The organism is Stutzerimonas marianensis (assembly GCF_022810315.1).
Lineage (GTDB): Bacteria > Pseudomonadota > Gammaproteobacteria > Pseudomonadales > Pseudomonadaceae > Stutzerimonas > Stutzerimonas marianensis.
On sequence record NZ_JALGRD010000002.1, the window covers coordinates 148,841 to 165,097 of the forward strand.

Annotated in this window: 18 protein-coding genes and 2 tRNA genes; 5 read left to right on the top strand and 15 right to left on the bottom strand. The window is 62.1% G+C overall.

Annotated features, from left to right (window positions below; all coding sequences use genetic code 11):
• Nucleotides 1-13: 13 nt before the first annotated feature.
• From MST27_RS03680 to MST27_RS03690, 3 genes are all read right to left on the bottom strand, one after another.
• Nucleotides 14-943: a ZIP family metal transporter gene (locus MST27_RS03680; RefSeq protein WP_243604668.1), complete on the bottom strand. Its 930-nt coding sequence runs from the start codon at nucleotides 941-943 to the stop codon at nucleotides 14-16.
• 271 nt (nucleotides 944-1,214) lie between these two features.
• A tRNA-Gly gene (locus MST27_RS03685) sits at nucleotides 1,215-1,290 on the bottom strand.
• Between the two features lie 6 nt (nucleotides 1,291-1,296).
• Nucleotides 1,297-1,372 (bottom strand) — tRNA-Glu (locus MST27_RS03690).
• A gap of 215 nt (nucleotides 1,373-1,587) precedes the next feature.
• On the opposite strand from MST27_RS03690, the gene MST27_RS03695 reads away from it, so the two are divergent.
• Together MST27_RS03695 and MST27_RS03700 are read left to right on the top strand one after the other, a co-directional pair.
• Entirely contained in the window at nucleotides 1,588-2,355 is a 768-nt protein-coding gene (locus tag MST27_RS03695) for a hypothetical protein (protein ID WP_243604669.1), read from the top strand.
• Between the two features lie 47 nt (nucleotides 2,356-2,402).
• Nucleotides 2,403-3,086 (top strand): glutathione S-transferase family protein, encoded by a 684-nt coding sequence (locus MST27_RS03700; protein WP_243604670.1) that lies wholly within the window; start codon nucleotides 2,403-2,405, stop codon nucleotides 3,084-3,086.
• Between the two features lie 35 nt (nucleotides 3,087-3,121).
• On the opposite strand, the gene MST27_RS03705 is transcribed toward MST27_RS03700, so the two are convergent.
• From MST27_RS03705 to msrB, 3 genes are read right to left on the bottom strand one after another with little or no spacing between them, the layout of a single operon-like run.
• A complete protein-coding gene (locus tag MST27_RS03705) occupies nucleotides 3,122-4,000 on the bottom strand; it encodes an ATP-binding protein (RefSeq protein ID WP_243604671.1) in 879 nt (292 codons plus the stop codon).
• Between the two features lie 58 nt (nucleotides 4,001-4,058).
• Complete coding sequence (locus tag MST27_RS03710) at nucleotides 4,059-4,541, bottom strand: glutathione peroxidase (RefSeq protein WP_243604672.1); 483 nt, start codon at nucleotides 4,539-4,541, stop codon at nucleotides 4,059-4,061.
• 26 nt (nucleotides 4,542-4,567) lie between these two features.
• Complete coding sequence (gene msrB / locus MST27_RS03715) at nucleotides 4,568-4,966, bottom strand: peptide-methionine (R)-S-oxide reductase MsrB (protein ID WP_243604673.1); 399 nt, start codon at nucleotides 4,964-4,966, stop codon at nucleotides 4,568-4,570.
• A gap of 191 nt (nucleotides 4,967-5,157) precedes the next feature.
• Between msrB and MST27_RS03720 the strand changes: the two genes are divergently transcribed.
• From MST27_RS03720 to htpX, 3 genes are all read left to right on the top strand, one after another.
• The gene (locus MST27_RS03720; RefSeq protein WP_243604674.1) at nucleotides 5,158-6,369 is read left to right on the top strand and encodes a pyridoxal phosphate-dependent aminotransferase; all 1,212 of its coding nucleotides are present in this window, start codon (nucleotides 5,158-5,160) and stop codon (nucleotides 6,367-6,369) included.
• Between the two features lie 3 nt (nucleotides 6,370-6,372).
• Complete coding sequence (locus MST27_RS03725; RefSeq protein ID WP_243604675.1) at nucleotides 6,373-6,816, top strand: hypothetical protein; 444 nt, start codon at nucleotides 6,373-6,375, stop codon at nucleotides 6,814-6,816.
• A 114-nt stretch (nucleotides 6,817-6,930) separates the two neighbouring features.
• Entirely contained in the window at nucleotides 6,931-7,803 is an 873-nt protein-coding gene (gene htpX, locus MST27_RS03730; protein ID WP_243604676.1) for a protease HtpX, read from the top strand.
• A 75-nt stretch (nucleotides 7,804-7,878) separates the two neighbouring features.
• Here the strand turns inward: htpX and MST27_RS03735 are convergent, their stop codons facing one another.
• The 9 genes from MST27_RS03735 to MST27_RS03775 all read right to left on the bottom strand — a co-directional run bounded on the left by MST27_RS03735 (nucleotide 7,879) and on the right by MST27_RS03775 (nucleotide 16,257).
• Nucleotides 7,879-8,547, bottom strand: coding sequence for a thiopurine S-methyltransferase (locus MST27_RS03735; RefSeq protein WP_243604677.1), 669 nt, complete (start codon nucleotides 8,545-8,547; stop codon nucleotides 7,879-7,881).
• Between the two features lie 51 nt (nucleotides 8,548-8,598).
• Nucleotides 8,599-9,984: a sigma-54-dependent transcriptional regulator gene (locus MST27_RS03740; protein ID WP_243604678.1), complete on the bottom strand. Its 1,386-nt coding sequence runs from the start codon at nucleotides 9,982-9,984 to the stop codon at nucleotides 8,599-8,601.
• Complete coding sequence (locus MST27_RS03745) at nucleotides 9,981-11,189, bottom strand: sensor histidine kinase (RefSeq protein ID WP_338052418.1); 1,209 nt, start codon at nucleotides 11,187-11,189, stop codon at nucleotides 9,981-9,983. The genes MST27_RS03740 and MST27_RS03745 overlap by 4 nt, the downstream gene beginning before the upstream one ends.
• Nucleotides 11,190-11,287: 98 nt before the next feature.
• Nucleotides 11,288-12,754, bottom strand: a complete 1,467-nt coding sequence (locus MST27_RS03750) for a sigma-54 dependent transcriptional regulator (protein WP_243604679.1) — start codon at nucleotides 12,752-12,754, stop codon at nucleotides 11,288-11,290.
• 410 nt (nucleotides 12,755-13,164) lie between these two features.
• Nucleotides 13,165-13,461: a flagellar protein FliT gene (gene fliT, locus MST27_RS03755; protein ID WP_243604680.1), complete on the bottom strand. Its 297-nt coding sequence runs from the start codon at nucleotides 13,459-13,461 to the stop codon at nucleotides 13,165-13,167.
• A 114-nt stretch (nucleotides 13,462-13,575) separates the two neighbouring features.
• A complete protein-coding gene (locus MST27_RS03760) occupies nucleotides 13,576-14,004 on the bottom strand; it encodes a hypothetical protein (RefSeq protein ID WP_243604681.1) in 429 nt (142 codons plus the stop codon).
• 29 nt (nucleotides 14,005-14,033) lie between these two features.
• Nucleotides 14,034-15,260: a c-type cytochrome biogenesis protein CcmI gene (gene ccmI, locus MST27_RS03765; RefSeq protein WP_243604682.1), complete on the bottom strand. Its 1,227-nt coding sequence runs from the start codon at nucleotides 15,258-15,260 to the stop codon at nucleotides 14,034-14,036.
• Nucleotides 15,257-15,730, bottom strand: coding sequence for a cytochrome c-type biogenesis protein (locus MST27_RS03770; RefSeq protein WP_243604683.1), 474 nt, complete (start codon nucleotides 15,728-15,730; stop codon nucleotides 15,257-15,259). Before MST27_RS03770 ends, ccmI begins: the two co-directional genes overlap by 4 nt.
• Nucleotides 15,727-16,257, bottom strand: coding sequence for a DsbE family thiol:disulfide interchange protein (locus MST27_RS03775; protein ID WP_243604684.1), 531 nt, complete (start codon nucleotides 16,255-16,257; stop codon nucleotides 15,727-15,729). The genes MST27_RS03770 and MST27_RS03775 overlap by 4 nt, the downstream gene beginning before the upstream one ends.

Here is a 16,257-nt window from a genome sequence, read left to right on the forward strand (position 1 = left end):
CCGTCGCCTGCCCTCAACCCAAAGCGGTATCGAGGAACATCATCACTGCGAAGCCCCCCATCAAACCTACCGTTGCGGAAGTTTGATGACCGTTACGGTGCGTTTCCGGGATCACCTCGTGCGACACCACGAAGATCATTGCACCGGCGGCCAGCCCCAGGCTCACCGGGTAGGCAATCGCCAAGCCGCTCGACATCCCCAGCCCAACCACGGCCCCGAGCGGCTCCATCAACCCCGACGCCGCCGCCACCAGCACTGCCCTGCCGGCGGACAAGCCCGTCGTCCGCAATGCCAGCGCGACGGCAAGCCCTTCGGGGATGTCCTGAATGGCGATGGCGGTCGTCAGCGGCAGCCCAACATGCATGTCGCCGTCGGCAAAGCTCACCCCGATCGCCATACCTTCTGGAATGTTGTGAAGAATGATTGCAAAGACGAAGAGCCACACCCGGCTCATTCGCTCGTGCTCCGGCCCGAATGCACCGGCACTCTCATGCTCATGAGGTGTGAAGTAGTCGAGCCCGAGCATCAACAGAACGCCCAAACCGAGTCCGATCACGACGGTGGCCGCTGCCGCCGGACCACTGCCCAGAAGGTCCCGCGCGGCCGCAAGCCCGGGAAGAATCAGCGAAAACGAGCTGGCCGCCAGCATCATGCCAGCCGCGAACCCGAGCATGCTGTCCTGCGTTTTGGTGGAGATATTGCGCAGGGCCATGGCCAACAGCGCCCCGAGGGCCGTCGCTGCGAACCCAGCCGTACCACCCAGCAGCGCGTAACGCAGATGGCTCTGGTCACCGTTGTTTATCGCGCTGTAGGCGCTCGCCAGCAACAACGCGGCGACCGCGAGTACGGCCGCACCCAGCCCCAGCGTGATGACAGGGTTCGCCCGGGCATGAGCGAACCATGCGGAGCGCAGCGTCGCTGCGGCACTTTGACCAACTGCCATTGACACCCCCAGCCCTCGATCGACTTCGAAGGCAAGCCACCTCTTTATATTCATGCTTGGAGAGGTTCGGCAAGCCACACTTCTCGTCACGAGCGTTGGACCGTGCATTGCCTGGCTAAGTTTTCAGCAGGGCAAGTCGAGCATCGATAAGGAATAGAAGAGTGGGAGCGTGAAACAGGCGTGAGGCGCAAATCGCAGGCAACAAAAAAGCGACCCTAAGGTCGCTTTTTTTGTTGCTCGGACCAGTTCGATGAACTGCCTCGAGCGAATTTGGAGCGGGAAACGAGACTCGAACTCGCGACCCCGACCTTGGCAAGGTCGTGCTCTACCAACTGAGCTATTCCCGCAAATAATGGCGTCCCCTAGGGGACTCGAACCCCTGTTACCGCCGTGAAAGGGCGGTGTCCTAGGCCACTAGACGAAGGGGACGCTGCCCGGAAACTCCAGCTTCATTCCGGCTTGTAGCGCCTGCTTTTGGGCTAACGCTGCAAGTGGCGCGCATTCTATGGAGGCATCCTGGGGTCGTCAAGCATCATGTCGAAAAAAATTTGCCGATCGATTCCAGCCGCTCAATGAGCTATCAGCTTGCCATCCAACCCTCTACACTCGGTACGAAAATCGCCCGTGTTAGAGAGGTGTGCGCAGTGTCCTCCGCCCTGATAGCAGGATTGGTCCTCGCTGGCTTGTTCATTCTGATCACGATCGGATACATCAATCAGCTCGTGGAAAAAGGCAATCTGGAAAAAGCCCGCCAACGCGCCGAGCTGAATGACCGCATCCGGCGCTGCGCCCTTCTATCGGACGCGTTCCCTGGCCAAATGATGACGCCTGCGCTGAAACTCATGCTCAGCCGCCTCGAGCTGCATCTGGCCGAGCGACTGCTGCCGCTGGACAAGAAAAATGCCGCCCTTGCCTCGCGCATCGAAGCCCTGCGTGCCTCGGTAGCTCAGGGGCAGGATATTCCGGTCACGAATCCGCCTACGAAGATCATGACCGAAGCCCAGGCCAAAGAGCTCCGCCTGTTGCTCGATGATCTGCAGGCGCTGGTCGTCTGGGCCGCCAAACAGCGCCAACTCGAACCCATGCAAGCCAAGCAGTGGCTCGCCGAGACCCAGCGCATGCTCGTTCTGCTCCATGTCGAATATTTCACCAACGCTGGCAAGCTGGCCTTGCAGCAAGGTAACGCGCACAAGGCTCGCCTGGCCTTCGAGCGCGGCCTTCAGTATGTGCGCAAACAAGCGAATCAAGCGGATTACCAGACGCAGCGCAAGCAGCTCGAAGCGAACTATGCCCACGCCAACCAACTCGAACAGACGCAGCAGAAGCCGGACCTGAACGAGCCCAGCGAACTGACCGAAGGGCTGAAGGCGTTCGAAACCGACGACGACTGGAAAAAGAACAATATCTACTGAGACCGGCCGGTTGGCTCCGCGGCCGGGCCTTGTGAAGGAGAAACCCGATGTCGATGATCCTCTATGGCGCCCCGCTGTCACCTTTCGTTCGCAAGGTACGCCTGTGTCTGCAGGAGAAGGGGCTCGATTACCAGCTCGAAGTGGTCATGCCGTTCACGCCACCTGAATGGTATCTGCAGCTGAACCCCCTTGGACGCATCCCGGCGTTCAAGGACGGCGACCTGACACTGGCTGATTCCAGCGTGATCTGCCAGTACCTGGAGGAAGCCTACCCGGACACCGCGCATCTTTATGGAAGCGATCCTGCCCAAAGGGCGAAGGTTCGCTGGCTGGAAAAGTATGCGGATTACGAACTGGCGCCGTTGACCACCTTCACGGTGTTCCGCAACCGGATCCTGAAGCCGAGCAGCGGCCACCCATGCAATGAGGACGCCGTACAGGCTGCGCTGACTGAAAAGCTGCCGCCGCACTTCGACTATCTCGAGGCACAACTGGGCGACCGCCCCTATTTTCTCGGCGACCAACTGTCACTCGCAGACCTTGCCGTCGCCTCGCAACTGCTGAACATGGAGCATGGCGGCGAGCACCTCGATGCGACGCGCTGGCCTTCATTGGCGGCGCATCACGACCGGGTCAGAAGCCTGGCATCTACGCAGAGCTTCTGGTCGTCGGAACAACGCACGACTGCCAAACTGGTGGAAATGGGCAAGGCGCGACAAGACGCCAACTGACCGCATCGAAGGGCGCCCCGTGCGGGCGCTCTCAGTCACAGCAGGCGCTTGCCCACCCACTGGCGGGCGAACTGATACGCGCAACGCCCATTACGGTTACCCCGCGACGTCGCCCAGCGTATCGCCTCCTTCTCCACCGACTCGTCCCAGCTCCAATTCAGTCCCGCCTTTTCGGCCAACGCCGCCACCCAGTGCCGCACCACGTCAAGGTAGTGATCCTGGCTGAACGGGTAGAACGAAAGCCACAGGCCAAACCGGTCCGATAAGGCGATCTTGTCCTCGACCGCTTCGTTCGGATGCAATTCACCATCGACCATCTGCCAATGCTCATTGTCGCTCTGGCGCTCCGGCACCAGATGCCGGCGATTCGAGGTGGCATACAGCAAGACGTTTTCCGGCGCACGCTCCAGCGAGCCGTCCAATACGCTCTTCAGGACCCGGTAATCCCCCTCGCCTGCCTCGAAGGACAGGTCGTCGCAGAACACGACGAAGTGGTACGGCAAGCCGAGCAGTGCGTCGACCACGCGCGGCAGATCGGCCAGGTGGTCGCGCTCGATTTCGATCAGGCGCAGACCCGCCGCGGCATGCTCGGCCAGCAATGCACGGATGAGCGACGACTTTCCTGTGCCACGTGCACCCCAGAGCAGGACATGGTTGGCAGGAAGGCCGGAGACGAATTGCCGGGTGTTGCTCGACAGCAGCTCGCGCTGACGGTCGATACCGATCAGGTCATCCGGCCGGATATCCAGCGATACCTTCAGCGGCTGAAGGTAACCGCCCTGCGCCTCCCGGTGCCAGCGGGCAGCGAGACTACTTGCCCAGTCGATAGGTGTACGGGGTGCTGGAAGCAAGGGTTCCAGACGCGCCATCAAGGCCTCGGCGCGCTGCAGGAAGGCTTTCAAGTCGGTGTCCATGACAGTAAATAAACCTGGGAATAGGGAAAACGGCCGATCGACTGGCGATCGGCCCCAATCAGAGATACGCCTCGATCTGCGCCGCGAGGGCTTCAGGCTTGGTCCGCGTAGCAAAGCGCTCGACCGACCGCCCCTCGTCCGCGATGAGGAATTTGGTGAAGTTCCACTTGATCGCCTTGCTGCCGAGCAGACCGGGCGCGCGCTTCTTCAGCGCGATGAACAAGGGATGCGCGTCGCCGCCATTGACGTTCACCTTGGCGAACAGGGGGAAGCTGACACCGTAATTGCGTTCGCAGAAGGTTGCGATCTGAGCCTCGTCGCCCGGCTCCTGACCACCGAACTGGTCGCAGGGAAACCCGAGCACGACCAGCCCCCTGTCCCGGTATTGAGTCCACAACGCCTCGAGTCCCTTGTACTGAGGCGTGAAGCCGCACTGGCTGGCGGTATTGACGACCAGATAGAGCCTGGCGCCAAACTCTCTTAGCGTTGTGGATCGCCCATCTATGGTGGTGCACGGAATGTCGAGCAACGGATCATGCATGGCCGGTACCTGCGAGGCGGCGCGACTCACGCATCGCGCGGTTTGAGGTTGAGCGAAGCGGAGTTGATGCAGTAGCGGAGCCCGGTTGGTGCCGGCCCGTCAGGGAAAACATGGCCCAGGTGCGCATCGCAACGGGCACAGCGAATCTCGATGCGATGCATGCCGTGGCTGAAATCATCAAGGCTGGTGATTGCCGTGTCGCTGACCGGCTGGAAGTAGCTCGGCCATCCACAGCCGGAATCGAACTTGGCGTCCGAATCGAACAAGGGCTCATCGCAACAGGCGCAATGGTAGACGCCGGGTGTCTTGGTGTCGTTGTACTTGCCCGTGAAGGGACGTTCGGTCGCGCCCAGACGGCAGATCTGGAACTGCTCGTCGGAGAGCTCCTCACGCCAGGTTTCCAGCGGTTTCTCCAGCTTTTCCATCGGTACACCTCGGGTTCGTAAAAAGGCCACTCTGTACCTTTTCCGGTGATCGGGCCGCACGTATGATGCGGAGCTCTTAAGACGCCTAGTCTGGCAGCGGGGTTGCAGGCTGCCAAGGCGCCCGGGTTCACGCCGCACGCCGCCTGCCCGCCAGAACGCAGGCGCGTCATCACTTCGGGACACACAGGATCATGCAGGTCAGCAAATCGAACAAGCTCGCCAATGTCTGCTACGACATCCGCGGGCCAGTGCTCAAGCACGCCAAACGTCTGGAAGAGGAAGGCCACCGCATCCTCAAGCTGAACATCGGCAATCCGGCACCGTTCGGTTTCGAAGCGCCTGAAGAGATCCTTCAGGACGTGATCCGCAACCTGCCAACCGCGCAGGGCTACAGCGATTCCAAGGGCCTTTTCAGCGCGCGCAAGGCAATCATGCAGTACTACCAGCAGAAGCAGGTGGACGGCGTGACGATCGAGGATATCTACCTTGGCAACGGCGTCTCCGAGCTGATCGTGATGTCGATGCAGGCGCTGCTCAACAATGGCGACGAAGTCCTCATCCCGGCACCCGATTACCCGCTCTGGACGGCCGCGGTCAGCCTGGCCGGTGGCAAGCCGGTGCACTATCTCTGCGACGAACAGGCCAACTGGTGGCCCGACCTGGCCGACATCAAAGCCAAGATCACGCCGAACACAAAGGCCCTGGTACTGATCAACCCGAACAACCCGACCGGCGCCGTGTACCCGCGCGAGGTGCTGGAGGGCATGGTCGAACTGGCGCGCCAGCACAAGCTGGTGCTGTTCTCCGACGAGATCTACGACAAGATCCTGTATGACGACGCCGTTCATGTCTGCACCGCTTCGCTGGCGCCGGACGTGCTCTGTCTGACCTTCAATGGGCTGTCCAAGTCGTACCGCGTCGCCGGCTTTCGCTCCGGCTGGGTCGTGATTTCCGGGCCCAAGCACAAGGCCCAGAGTTACATCGAAGGCATCGACATCCTGGCCAACATGCGGCTCTGCGCCAACGTGCCGTCGCAACACGCCATCCAGACCGCTCTGGGCGGCTACCAGAGCATCAACGATCTGGTCCTTCCGCCTGGGCGGTTGCTCGAGCAGCGCAACCGGACCTGGGAACTGCTCAATGACATCCCGGGCGTCAGCTGCGTCAAGCCGATGGGCGCCCTCTATGCGTTCCCACGGATCGACCCGAAGATCTGTCCGATCCACAACGACGAGAAGTTCGTCCTCGACCTGCTGCTGTCCGAAAAGCTTCTGATCGTCCAGGGCACAGCCTTCAACTGGCCGTGGCCGGACCACTTTCGTGTCGTTACCCTGCCCCGGGTCGACGACCTCGAACAAGCGATCGGCCGTATCGGCAACTTCCTCCGGACGTACAGCCAGTAGCCCATGGACCTGCAGATCGACGATTTCTACCGGGATGCCTCCGCCGGCCTGCTGGCGCTGTACCAGGCGTTCCCGCGCAAGATCACGCTATACGTCGAAGACCTCATTGGCCATGAGGAGCCCGACGAATTCGGATTACCCAGCAAACGGCATCAGAGCTGCCTCGGCGCCTTGATCTGGCTTGCCGAGGAAGGCTACCTGCGCTACGAGAACACGTTGCAGTTCCAGGCCCTGGAACAGGCCGTGCTGACCGAGAAGGCGTTCATTCGTCTGAGCGCTGCCAGCCCCGAATCCCCTTCCGCTGTCGATGCCCTGCCGCCGAGCATTCGCCGCGTCCAGGGCAGTTTCGCCAATTGCCTGCGCATGGCCTTGCGCGATGGCGACAGCGAGCGACTCGCCCAGCTCGCCCGCCAGCTGTTCTGCGATGGGCTGCGCGCCAAGCCCTGAGCCTGACGGCTCGCAAGCGACATAGCTTGAAATAGTCGCTTGGTTGAATAGCGCCGACCCGCCCCTTATATAGCCTACGTTCTTTACTGTTCCTCCTCGGAGTCTGTCGCAAACATGATGCGCATTTTCTTGTTTCTGGCCACCAACCTGGCTGTCTTGGTCGTCGCCAGCATCACCCTCAAGCTGCTTGGGGTAGACCGCTACACCGGCCAGAACTACGGCAGCCTGCTCGCGTTCTGCGCGGTCTTCGGTTTTGCCGGTTCACTGATTTCGCTGTTCATCTCCAAGTGGATGGCGAAGATGAGCACCCGCACCGAGATCATCACCCAGCCGCGCACCCGCCATGAGCAGTGGCTGCTGCAGACAGTCGAGCAACTGTCGCGCGAAGCCGGCATCCGCATGCCGGAAGTCGGCATCTTCCCGGCCTACGAGGCCAACGCCTTCGCCACCGGCTGGAACAAGAACGACGCACTGGTCGCGGTCAGCCAGGGTCTGCTCGAGCGTTTCTCGCCGGAAGAAGTGAAAGCCGTGCTGGCGCACGAGATCGGTCACGTAGCCAATGGCGACATGGTTACGCTCAGTCTGATCCAGGGGGTGGTCAACACCTTCGTCATGTTCTTCGCACGCATCTTCGGCAGCTTCGTGGACCGCGCGATCTTCAAGAACGAGGACGGGCATGGCATGGGCTACTTCATCGCGACCATCTTCGCGGAGCTGGTGCTCGGCATTCTCGCCAGCATCATCGTCATGTGGTTCTCCCGGCAGCGCGAGTTCCGGGCAGACGAAGCCGGTGCTCAACTGGCCGGTACCGCTGCGATGATCGGCGCGCTGCGGCGCCTGCAGGCCGAACAGGGCGTGCCGGTGGACATGCCGGACAGCCTGAAGGCCTTCAGCATCAACGGCGCGCTGCGTAACGGCCTGGCGGGCCTCTTGATGACTCACCCGTCGCTGGATGATCGTATCGAAGCCCTCCGCCAGCGCGGCTGAACGTGACTGTCTGCACCACCGACCCCGCCGCCTGGCGGGGTTTTTGTTTCAGCTCGCACCCGGCGGCGGACAGCCTCAGGTCGCCTGAGGCCGCCGAATCAAGTGATAGCAGCGCTCATCCAGGCGCGTCAGACCACGCTGAAGAAATTTCCAGTTGCCGTCGAGGACATCGGCCTGCGCCAGCAAGCGGATCTCCCAATCTGACGCCAACGATTGCCGAACCTCGCCGTCGCTCACCGCGAAGGGCGGACCGTCCATTTCCGACTGCTCATAATCCAAGGTCACCAGCAGGCCTGCGCCGCCGCTCGCGAACAACCCCGCGAGATGCCTCACATAGCGTTGTCGCATGTCCGGCGGCAGTGCGATCAAGGCTGCGCGGTCATAGAACGCCGCGCATCCCGTAACGTCCGCCGTCGTCAGCGAGAAGAAATCGCCGCAGAGGATCTCCACACCGCCGGCTCGAAAACGCCGGTAGGCGCCCCGTTGATCGATCTCCGGCTGCGAGCCCTGTTCAGCGTAGTAGTCAGCAGCCGCCTTTTCGCTGAGCTCGATGCCCAACACTTCGAACCCCTGCGCGGCTAACCAGGCCATATCGAGGCTCTTGCCGCACAGCGGCACGAGCACGCGCGCGCCCAGCCCCAGCTCCAACCCTGGCCAGTGGCTCTGCAGGTAGGGGTTGACCTTGTTCAGATGAAAGCCGATTTCGTTGCGCGACCAGCGACGGTGCCAGAATCCTGCGTCCACGTTGTGCTCCTCGTTCCGCGATGGACGAAGCCTAGCAGAGCGGCCACCCGATCAGGCGGAGGACACGAGCGCCTCGGGGTCCATGCCGGCGTCACGCATCTGGGCGAGCTTGTAGCGCAGCGTGCGGGCACTGATGCCCAGCCGATCGGCGGTTTCCTTGCGCCTGCCGCGCTCGGCACGCAGGGTATCCAGAATGAGCTCGAACTCCCGACGCCGCAGATCGTCGCCAAGCACACCACCGCTCTCGGCGGGTTTGGACTCGACGGGAACGGGCTCGACGGCCCGCAGCATCGCTGGCGATGCCGGCACGGCCAGGCCGTGCAGCCGCAGATCCTGCGGATGAATGACACCACCCTGCTGGAGAATCAAGGCACGCTGGATGGCATTGTCCAACTCACGTACGTTGCCCGGCCAGGCGTAGGTTTGCAGGCATCGACGCGCCTCATCGCTAAACCGGGGCGCGGCCTGGCGCATCTTGGCGGCTTGTGTCGCCAGCAACCGCTCGGCCAGCGGCAGAATGTCAGCCGGTCGATCTCGCAGAGCCGTCCAGGCCAACGGAAAAACCGAGAGCCGGTAGAACAGGTCTTCACGGAATCGCCCGTCACGCACCTCGCTCGCGAGATCGCGGTTGGTGGTGGCGATGATGCGGATGTCCAGTGCGATCGGCTTGCGACCGCCGACGCGCTCGACCTCGCGTTCCTGAAGGACGCGCAGCAGCTTGGCCTGGAGGCCAAGGGGCATTTCCGAGATTTCGTCGAGCAGCAGGCTGCCACCGTCGGCCAGCTCGAACTTGCCTGGCTGGCTGGCAATCGCCCCGGTAAACGCGCCCTTTTCGTGACCGAACAGCGTCGCCTCGAGCATGTTGTCCGGTATTGCCGCGCAATTGATCGCAACGAAGGGCTTCGCCGCACGCGGCGAGCACTGATGAATGTAGCGTGCCAGGACCTCCTTGCCGGTACCGGACTCGCCAGAAATCAGCACGGTGGAGTCGCTCTGCGCGACCCGTGCAGCCAGGGCAAGCAGCTGCTGACTGGCCGGCTCGACCGCGACGGGGCCCTGTCCTGGCTCGTCCAGCTGGCCACAGGCGTGACGTGCCACGAGCTGCAGCAGCACCTGGGGTTCGAATGGCTTGACCAGATAGTCGACAGCACCTTGGCGCATCGCCTCGACGGCGCGTTCGACCGCGGCGAAAGCCGTCATCAGCAGCACCGGTACCTGTGGGTAGCGCTGACGAACCATCCCCAGCAGTGCATGCCCGTCCATGCCTGGCATGTTTACATCGCTGATCAGCAGGCCGTAGCTGTCGTCTTGCAGCGCCAGCAGTGCAGACTCTGCACTTTCCACGGCACGGTGACTGTAGCCGCCCAGCTCCAGCGTGTCGCTCAATGCCTGGCGGAGCGCGGGATCGTCTTCCACGAGCAGGATGTTCGTGATCATCGGTTCGTCCTCTGGATCGCAACGGCGGCAGAATCGAGCAACGGCAGACTCAGCATGGCGCAGGTCCCCAGCCCTGGCCGCGAGCGAAGCCGGAAAGCGCCTGAGTGAGCACGCGCCACCGACTGCACCAGCGCAAGCCCCAGGCCGGTACCATGGGTCTTGGTCGTGAAAAATGGCTCCCCAGCCCGCTGCAACGTCGCGGTGTCGAGCCCGACCCCGTTGTCACTGATGTTGATCAGCAGACGGTCATCACGGCGAAAGAGATGAACTTTCAGTCGCAGTGGCTGGGCGCCGGCCTGGCAGGCGTTTTCGATCAGGTTGAGCAGCGCACCGACAAGCGTGTCGCGATTGCACAGCAAGGTCCCGCTGCGCGCGTCGCACTGCCAGCGCAAGGCGACGCCGTCGATACGCGTCTCCGCCGCCGCCCGCAGAGCGCCCAGCAGGTCGGCGGGAGTCAGGCGATCGACCAGCGGCAGGTCACCGCGGGCAAAGACCAGCATGTCACGCACCTGGTGTTCGAGTTCGTTCAGGCGATCCTTCAACCGACCGGCAAAACGCTGCTGCTGCTCGTCCGACAAGCCGCCTTGCTCCAGATGGCTTGCGTAGAGTAATGCCGTCGACAACGGCGTGCGGATCTGATGCGCAAGGGAGGCCATCATGCGGCCAAGGGCGGACAACCGCTCATGGCGCGCCAACTGCTCTTGCAGGCGGCGCGTCTCGGTAAGGTCAGTCAGCAGCACCAACTGGCCAGGCTCTGCATTGAGCGAGCGTGTGGCGATCGATACGCGGCGCCCGTCACGCAACGAGATCTCATGGCCGTCATCACGCCTCGGAGCAAAGCTTCGCGCAATGACCTCTCGCCAAAGCGATCCCTGCAGCGGCTCGCCGAGCAGGTCGATTGCCACGGGGTTCGCCTCGCAGACCACACCCTGGCCGTCAATGACGATAACCCCGCCCGGAAGCAGGTCGAGCAGGCTCTGCAAGCGGTTGGCCAGTCGCTCTTTCTCGCCGAAATCACGCAGGCGCTGGGCACTGGCCTCGGCAAGCTGGTCGTTGAGGCTGTTCACACGCTCTTGCAGCAGGCTTTGTGATTGGCCCAATCGATCCGCCATGCGAGCAAAGTCATCGATCGACCGTTCGAGCTCGGCCGCGCTGGCGGTGTCTGGACGGGCGAGCGCCCGGTGGGAAGAGAGAGCTGAAGTCACGGAAGCACTCATTGCCGTCAAAAGATGGTCACTGAGTGCTTGGGAGCAAGGATCGTGCCTGCCGTCGGACAGGCTCGATCAGGCTGCGCAGCGAGGGGTCAGTCGTCCAGGTCGTCGTCGCGCCGGTTCATGCCGTACTTGCGCATCTTCTCGACCAGCGTAGTGCGGCGTATACGCAGGCGTTCGGCCGCCCTGGCAACCACACCACCCGCGTCGTCCAGCGCCTGCTGGATGAGGCCCTGCTCAAGATTGCCCAGGTAGTCCTTGAGATCCAGCCCTTCAGCCGGGAGCATCGCATGAGCCTCGGCCGAGACCATGGGCGCGCTGATGGCTGCACGCTCTTCCATCTCGTCGTGCATGCTGGCGGCATACTGCTCGTCATCGTCGTCGACATGGCGAAATTTCTTCGGCAGTTCCATGACGCCAATCACGCCATAGGGATGCATGATGGCCATGCGTTCGACCAGGTTCGCCAGCTCTCGAACATTGCCTGGCCAGTCATGACGACACAGCGACATGATGGCGGCGGAGTTGAAGCGGATCGAGCCACGCTTCTCATGTTCCATCCGCGAGATCAGCTCGTTCATCAGCAACGGAATGTCTTCGATGCGCTCGCGCAACGGTGCCATTTCGATCGGGAAGACGTTGAGGCGGTAATAAAGGTCTTCTCTGAAGCCGCCCTCGACGATCATCTTTTCGAGGTCCTTGTGGGTCGCGGCGATGATCCGTACGTCAGCGTTTTGTGTACGGTTGCTGCCAACCCGCTCGAAGGTTCGCTCCTGCAGCACGCGAAGCAGCTTGACCTGCATCGGCAGCGGCATGTCGCCGATTTCGTCGAGGAACAGGGTTCCTCCCTCTGCCAGTTCGAAACGACCGGCACGCGCGGTGATGGCGCCGGTGAAGGCGCCCTTCTCGTGACCGAAAAGCTCGCTTTCGAGTAGCTCAGCCGGAATGGCGCCGCAGTTGACCGGAACGAACGGCCCGTTACGCCGTTTGGAGTGGTAATGCAGGTTCCGTGCAACCACCTCCTTGCCCGTTCCTGATTCGCCAAGGATAAGCACGCTCGCCTCGGTATCGGCCACCTGCTGCATCATTTGCCGAACATGCTGCACGGCGCGGCTAGTACCGACCAGGCTACGGAACAGGTTAGGCTCGCGCTGGCGCCCCCGCGATTTGGCCTGGTCGTACATTTCCCGATAGACCTGCGCGCGATGCAGCGAGTCGAGCAGCTTGTTGTAGCTCGGCGGCATCTCCAGGCTGGCCAGCACCCGTCGGCGAATGTCATCCGGCCAGTCACTGCGCGCCGGCTCGCCGATCAACAAGACGGGAAGGTTCTCGTCCCATTTCCCCAGCTGCTTGAGCAGGTCGACTGCACTGCCTCGGGCAACGTCCCCGAGCATGACGCCCAATACGCTGCGACTGGACTCGAGCGAATCCACCACTTGCTGCCACTCGTTGCTGGAACAGGCCAGATGATCTTCGCTCAGGAAATTGAGGATGACGGCCAAGTCACGCCGGCGCTCACTGTCATCGTCTATCAACAAAATCTTGGTTTCACGCCACATCTTGTTTATAGGCTCTTGAGGCTGAATGAAACGCCGTGAACGCGTCCAACATTAGAAGGCGAACTTCACCGGCAGATAGCCATTAGTAAAATTCAAAAAGGAGAGCTGAGTCAAATTTATGACGTGATTTTTTTTAGCGACACCGCTCGCGAGCGAGACACTTGATACCGCATGGTTTTCCCCATGCCCTTAGTTGCATCGTCGATAGACGCTAGATGAGCTTTTCGTCCCAGTAACCGAATTGAGCAGGAAATAAGACCAACAGGAGGAATAAGCAGGGGTAGTCGGCCAATTGTGCGGCTGAATTGCAACGGGGCTAGAGTTGAATAGACCGATGAATATCAAGGTGCCGTAATTACCGCCCCACTGACGAACGGTTAAATCAGCGCGGCGAAGATGCCTCGCGTGGCTTATTCGAACAACTTGTAAACTTTCGCGCCATTTTGCGACTGGTTGAGCTGTATCAATTCACTCGCGATTCGTTTCTGTTCAGCCTGGCAGGTACTGACCAGCTCTCGGTAGAGTTCGACCAATTCCTGCATGCGCTCGCGGATAGCCGGATCGTCCAGACGGGGCTCTTTCATCGCCGCCTCGACAACCTGGCGGCATTGCAGATCGAGGACACTGATAGCGGCCCAGTCCTGCTGAACCAGCGCATCGCGCAATGCGCTGCCCGTTTCTTCAAGACGCTTGACTGCTGCACTCATGTGTCACTGCTCCAAAGATTCTGCCTACGGCAAGCCCCGGGCGATATGCCCTGCCAGACAGGCTATCGGCCACCGGCAGCCACGCTTTAGGGAAATTTATGCGGCCTCGCACCACTAGTGCAGGCCACGCAGGCCCGGTGGCACGCTCGGCTGAGCCACGGCCTCCCAGGGCCCATCGGGACGGCCGGAAGAATACCAGTCGCCATCCCAGCGGTAATACAGCCGCTCACGGTAATACAGCCGCTTGCCTTCGATGACATAGACGCCGAGCCGGTTGTCCCAGTGCGCCGCCGCATGAGGCGGTGGCGCGTAGCGAGGATGACTCTTCTGAGTGGCAGGCGGACGAGGTGCTGGCGGCGTACGAACCGGTGGCGGGCTGCTGATCGGTTCACGGGCGTCAGGGGTCGGTGCGGGAGGTGCCGGAGGGCGCTCAGCAGGTTCGTAGGGATTGCCTGCGCACGCCGCCAGCAGCGACGCGAGCAGGACGACACCTGCCGCCCTCACGAATGACCATTTCAGGGAAGGGAACGATTCACTTGCCATCATCTGTCGCCTCGCAGCCCCAACGGTAGTCAGGGCGTATCCGGTTGATCGATCGTAAGCTGCACCGCCTCATTCTGGCGGGACGGGCTGAGCGGCTGGCTGTCGCCCTTCCACTCACCGCGAGTTGCGTTACCGTCCCTGGAAATCCGGGCAAACAGCCTGACCTGGTCGAAGTTGGACAAGCGAAGCTGGGGTGTCATTGCATCGGCGTCGCCAAGCGTGACGGTCGCTGGCAGATCGGCCACGGTCAGTCGCTTCACGGCGAGCGGCATGGGCGGGCCGGAGACCGCACGGGCGAACACGAACACGGCGTCGCCCGGCTGGACCTGTTGGCTCAGCGAATCATCCAGGCGCACCGACACGGTGACGCCGGTATCGGCAGCCGGCAGTTCCGCGGTTGCCGGTTGCGCCTGCTCTTCGCCGGCTCGACCAGCGTCCCCCATCTCTTGACGGGCACGCTCGATCCCTCCCTGAATGGCCTCGCGGGATGGATCTTCCGCCGGCAAGGTGGCGACCAGGCGTTCCCAGTATCGAATCGCATCGGCGAAGCGCTCCTGCTCGAAAGCTGCAATGCCCAGCAGGCCGAGGCTGGTCACCTCCTGAGGGTCGGCCTGCAAGGCTTCGGTTGTCAGGCGCTCGATCTGCTCGGACCACTGGCGGTCATTGGCGAAGTACAGTGCCTGGGCCCACTGACCGAGAATGTCAGGCTGGCGGCCTGCAAGCTCAGCCACGCGCGCGTAGGCCGGGACCGCGTCATCCGGGCGCTCCTGGCTCATATAGGTCCTGGCGAGGAAGTACCATGCTTCAGCCGAATCCGGTTGCGCCTCGACCGCTCGCTCCAGGCGTGCGGTCATCTCGGCCATGGTCTTCGGCTGCTCGGAGAACTCCCGGGCCAGCTGAAGCTTGTCGCTGGCCCCCCATTGCATGTAGAAGCCATAGCCGACCAACGGAACAAGAATCGCAGCCGCCAGCGGTATGGCCCGGCCCAGGCGGCCAGCACGACGGGTTTCACCTGCGGCGGTATCGTCGAGCAGCTCGCGTGCCGCGTCATCACGTGCCGCCGCAAACTGGTCGTCGTCGAGCGTGCCGGCCGCATGCTGGGACGCCAGCTCGGCAAGGCGCTCCTCATAAAGCGCCACGTTGAGGGCGGTGCGGTCTTCTTCGGTCTGTGCCTTGCGACCTCGAAGCAACGGCAGCAGCAAGAATGCCAGGGCAGCCAGCAGCAATACGCCAGCGGCGATCCAGAAATCGATCATGAGTCTTTTTTATCCAGCAACTGGGCGAGGCGCGCGCGTTCAGCCTCGGAAAGGGTGTGCGATGCAGCGGCAGCGCCGGATCGCCGTCGGCGAACGAGGATCATCGCCAGTACGAAGAATCCAATCACCAGCAACGCAACGGGGCCGTACCAGAGCAGCAGCGTCTTGGCATTGACCGGCGGGTTGTACCGCACGAAGTCACCGTAGCGATCGACGAGATAGTCCACGATCTGATCGTCGCTCTGACCTTCCTGGAGCATACGGTAGATCTCGCGGCGCAGGTCCATGGCAATCGGCGCGTTGGAATCGGCGATGTTCTGGTTCTGGCACTTCGGGCAGCGCAGCTCCTCGACCAAGGTGCGATAGCGCTCACGTTCGGCGTCGTTGCGAAATTCGTAGGCGTCGATGGCGGCCTGGACGTTGCCGATCAGCGCAACGGTCAGCAGAACGGCGTGGATGAACGCTTTCATTCGTCGACCAGCTCCTGATAAAGCGCGGCCAGCTTTTCACGCCATACGCGCTCATCGATGACCCCGACGTACTTGTGGCGGATGACGCCCTGCTTGTCGACGAGGAAGGTTTCGGGCGCTCCGTAGACGCCGAGGTCCAGCCCGAGGCTGCCCTCCTCGTCGCGGATATTCAGCTGATAGGGGTCGTGGAAGTCACGCAGCCACTTCTGCGCGGCGGCGTTGTCGTCCTTGTAGTTCACGCCGTGAATCACCACGCCCTGCTGCGCCAGCTTGTTGAGCACCGGATGCTCGACCTTGCAGGCGACGCACCAGGTGGCCCAGACGTTGACCAGCGCCGGCTTGCCCTTGATGTCATCGGCGCTGACCAGCCGTTGCGGATCCTCGACGGAGGGCAGCGAAAACGCCGGTAGCGGCTTGCCAATCAGTGCCGACGGCAACTCGGTCGGATCGAGGAAAAGGCCGCGATAAAGAAACACCGCCACCACCAGGAAGATCGCCAGCGGCAGCACCATCAACAATCGTTTCAT